This is a genomic window from Spiroplasma sp. ChiS (assembly GCF_002968355.1).
In the GTDB taxonomy this organism is placed as follows: domain Bacteria; phylum Bacillota_I; class Bacilli_A; order Mycoplasmatales; family Mycoplasmataceae; genus Spiroplasma; species Spiroplasma citri.
The window spans coordinates 1-3,377 of the sequence record NZ_PUUH01000020.1; the positions used below are offsets into that span (position 1 = coordinate 1).

General features: G+C 22.4%; 5 protein-coding genes and 1 pseudogene. 4 read left to right on the forward strand and 2 right to left on the reverse strand.

Annotated features, from left to right (window positions below):
- Nucleotides 1-574: 574 nt before the first annotated feature.
- Nucleotides 575-829, reverse strand: a complete 255-nt coding sequence (locus tag C6B38_RS01495; protein WP_105298386.1) for a hypothetical protein — start codon at nt 827-829, stop codon at nt 575-577.
- Between the two features lie 248 nt (nt 830-1,077).
- The gene (locus C6B38_RS11800; RefSeq protein WP_255401049.1) at nt 1,078-1,206 is read right to left on the reverse strand and encodes a hypothetical protein; all 129 of its coding nucleotides are present in this window, start codon (nt 1,204-1,206) and stop codon (nt 1,078-1,080) included.
- Nucleotides 1,207-1,428: 222 nt separating this feature from the next.
- Between C6B38_RS11800 and C6B38_RS01500 the strand changes: the two genes are divergently transcribed.
- The 4 genes and pseudogenes from C6B38_RS01500 to C6B38_RS10495 all read left to right on the forward strand — a co-directional run.
- Complete coding sequence (locus C6B38_RS01500) at nt 1,429-1,902, forward strand: hypothetical protein (RefSeq protein ID WP_233485471.1); 474 nt, start codon at nt 1,429-1,431, stop codon at nt 1,900-1,902.
- Complete coding sequence (locus C6B38_RS01505; RefSeq protein WP_233485472.1) at nt 1,895-2,257, forward strand: hypothetical protein; 363 nt, start codon at nt 1,895-1,897, stop codon at nt 2,255-2,257. Before C6B38_RS01500 ends, C6B38_RS01505 begins: the two co-directional genes overlap by 8 nt.
- A complete protein-coding gene (locus tag C6B38_RS01510; RefSeq protein WP_105298387.1) occupies nt 2,257-2,493 on the forward strand; it encodes a hypothetical protein in 237 nt (78 codons plus the stop codon). The genes C6B38_RS01505 and C6B38_RS01510 overlap by 1 nt, the downstream gene beginning before the upstream one ends.
- Before the next feature lie 19 nt (nt 2,494-2,512).
- Nucleotides 2,513-3,377 (forward strand): annotated as a pseudogene (locus C6B38_RS10495) (DUF3688 domain-containing protein); the annotation flags it as partial.

Consider the following 3,377-nt stretch of genomic DNA (forward strand, 5'->3'; position numbering starts at 1 on the left):
AAAATTTCTTCATATTCAGTAATATTAATCTTTTTAGTACGGTCGTTCATATTATTTATTCACCACATTTCTATTTTTGAATAATATAATAATCAGACTTATAAATAGTGTTTATTATTTTTTACAATACAAATAATTTGCTAAGACACACACATTTATATTTAAATTATTTGTCTTTAATAAAATTAATAAAATATTATCTGTTCTACTGATAAACAAACTTAAATAACAAAAAATTATAATTTAATTTACAAAATAAAAGTAAATTAAAAAAGAGAAAATTATTTAATTATTTTGGAATGTTTAAAGTTGTTTATCAACTTAAATATTAAACCATTATCTCTTTTAATGACTTAATAACTTACTTATATACCATAACTAAATTAAAGTCAAATATTTCTAAAATTACTATAAAATAAAAGTGTAGAGTCCACATTCCATAAGAACTCTACTTTTTTATTATATCAGTTTTTTTATTTAAGCACGCTGAAAAATTAATATTTATTAAAATATTAATGACAAAAATTACTTTTAGATGTATAATTCTAAATGTAAATATTTAATTTTAAAATTTTTATTGTATTAGTAAATTGTTGTGTAAACTAATACTTTTTTTATGCCGTTTTTTATAATTTTCAAAGAATAATTTTTGTTCCTTTCAATGTTGATATTGTTTTCGATAAAATGGGACATATTCTTCTATTTGTCAAAAATAATCGTTTTCTAAATAACTATCAATAATAACACCCATTATATAACCTTGTTTATCAACAAACATAAATTTATTTTTTATACCTTTTAATGAAGCAATTAATTCCATTTCACACATTTCAATAACACCAACCTTTACAAGTAGGTCGGTACAATTTGCACTAAAACGATATGATTTTTTATTTAAATTATAAATATTTCTTAATTTAACTTCTGATACTTTTTTAGGTTTTTTGTAAGGAATATCAAATTCTTTGCAAAGTTCCTTTTTTTGTCTTTCAGTATTAGATAATGACTTAACAAAATATTTAGTTAAATATTTAATAACAAAAACATTTGTATTTTTTTTAACTTTAAGATTTTTATTTATTCCGCAATACCAATTAATTCAACGACTTTATTTTCCTTAAAATTAGAATTATAACAAGATATTAAATTAGATGCACTTGTTGTTAATAGAAATGAACTTAATAAAAATGCTAAAATTTTTTTCATATTTTTTACTATCCTTAAAATAATTAATATATTTTTAAACATATTATATTTAATCATTCTTATTTTGTCAATTTTTAAAATTACACTTTTCTTTAAAATCGTTTTCTCCCGTTATGCTAGTTAATCAAGGAAAGGGGCTTCGCCCCTAAGTCGCTCCGCGACTTTTACCCCTTTAAACCCGAAGAAAACAATAAAAATTTTAGCGGATTAATTCCATATTTTTTGTTATGTCGTCAGTTTGATAATAATATTATTTTTGCTGGACAACGAATTAATCAGAATTGAGTGGAATATAGAGAAATTACTAATATGATTATTGTTCCTATGCAATGTATTCCACCTAGTATATTTTTTACTTATTTTAAAATGAAAATAGGTTTTTTTGATGATTTAGATGATTATTTAGTATGAAAAACTGAAACGGTTAAACGAACAGCAAACGGAAAAAGAGTTCGTAAAAAATCTAATAAAGATATTGGTATTAATTTTGTTAAAATAACAATTCCTTTATCTATTGCAATGCAATATGATAGTAAATATTTAAAGTTTGTGCGTGATTTAAAAAATGATAAAGTACCAAGTTATACTAAGCAAAATTGACCTAGTATTGTTAAAAAAGATATTACGATTAATGAATTACGAGAGATGGGGATGGAACATTTATTAAAGAATTTGGGAGAGTTAGAAAATGATTAATTTACTTGCTAATGATGTATGAAATGGTGCCATTAATGTTGTAGTTGATATTTTTATGAAAATAATGGATTGAATGTGAGCATTAAAATTGCCTGGTACGAATATTCCTTTATTTGTAATTTGAGTATTTGGTGGTGTTATAAATGTTATTTTTTTATTAGTTAATAGTTCTCGTGGTTTAAGTTCAGTTTCTCGTGCAAGTTTAGAAGCAAGTTCTAGTGTAGCAAAGGGTGCGAAAGGTGTTGTTTCTTTTTCTAAAAAAAGATATCAGAATAGTAATAAGCAACAAGTTAAAAGAGAAGTTAAACGTCAAAATGTTAGACAACAAGCAAAAGATAAGAGAGGCGTTAAATAATGTTAAAATTAATATTTTTCTTTGTTATTGGTTTGACTGTTGGATTTGGTTTTATTGCTAATATTGTTGTGGCAACAGATTTAGGTTTTTCTACTGTTAAACATTATTTGGAGTCTGCTAATGATTTTTATAAATTAGTAGCACAGTTATTTATTATTGCGACACATCCTATTTTCCAGTTATATATGGCGTTTGGAATTATTATTATGGGTATTAGAATTATTTTTATTGTTTAAGGGGGGGGGGGTTAAAACAATGCGAAAACGATTATTAGATATATTTATTATTTTTTATTTAATATTTGGTTGAATATTTCTTTTTTGTAGTGCTATAACTATAAATTATATTAGTAATGTTTGTAAAGTAGAAACAAGAAATAATGATAATTTTAGTGATTTAACTTATGCAAAAGCAAATGAATATGATTTTCAGTCTACTTTAATGTTGCGACAAGATTATTTTATGCAAGGTTTAGACCCTAGTAATTATGCATTTAGTTTTGGTGTTGAAACTCCTTTTATTCCAAATGTAAGTGCTGATAAAAATGATAGTAATTATTGATTTAATAAAATTAAAAATACTAGTTGAAGTTATTTATTAAGTTGAAACCCAAAAGATATTTCTGAGGTGGGTTCTTTGGGTAGATTAATAATAGATTATAAAACGCCAAATAAATTGTTAGATATTTTTATTTATAAAAACAATATAAAATATGAATTTACTTTTAATTGAGAAATTATACAATATTTATTTATGCCAATTATTGCCAATCAGAGTTATAAACATTTTGATATGAATTATTTAGTTTTAAATTTTAATTATAAAGAATTGCTTAATATGGATATTCTTAAAAAATCTAACAGTAATTATTTTGTTAATGATGTTAAACAAAATTTTTATTCGTTGGATAATTTATTTCAAGTTTTAGATTATTTTTATTCTAATGTTTTAAGAGTTATATTTGATATTTCTAATTTTAGAGAATTTATTTATTTTACATCTAATAATGGTAATTTAGGTTTTGTGTTTTTTGTAAAAAATGGTTTTTTATTATATCCAAAATCAATGGTTTTTAATATTTTAAGATTTCCTGATACAGATATTTATTATTTAAAACCAC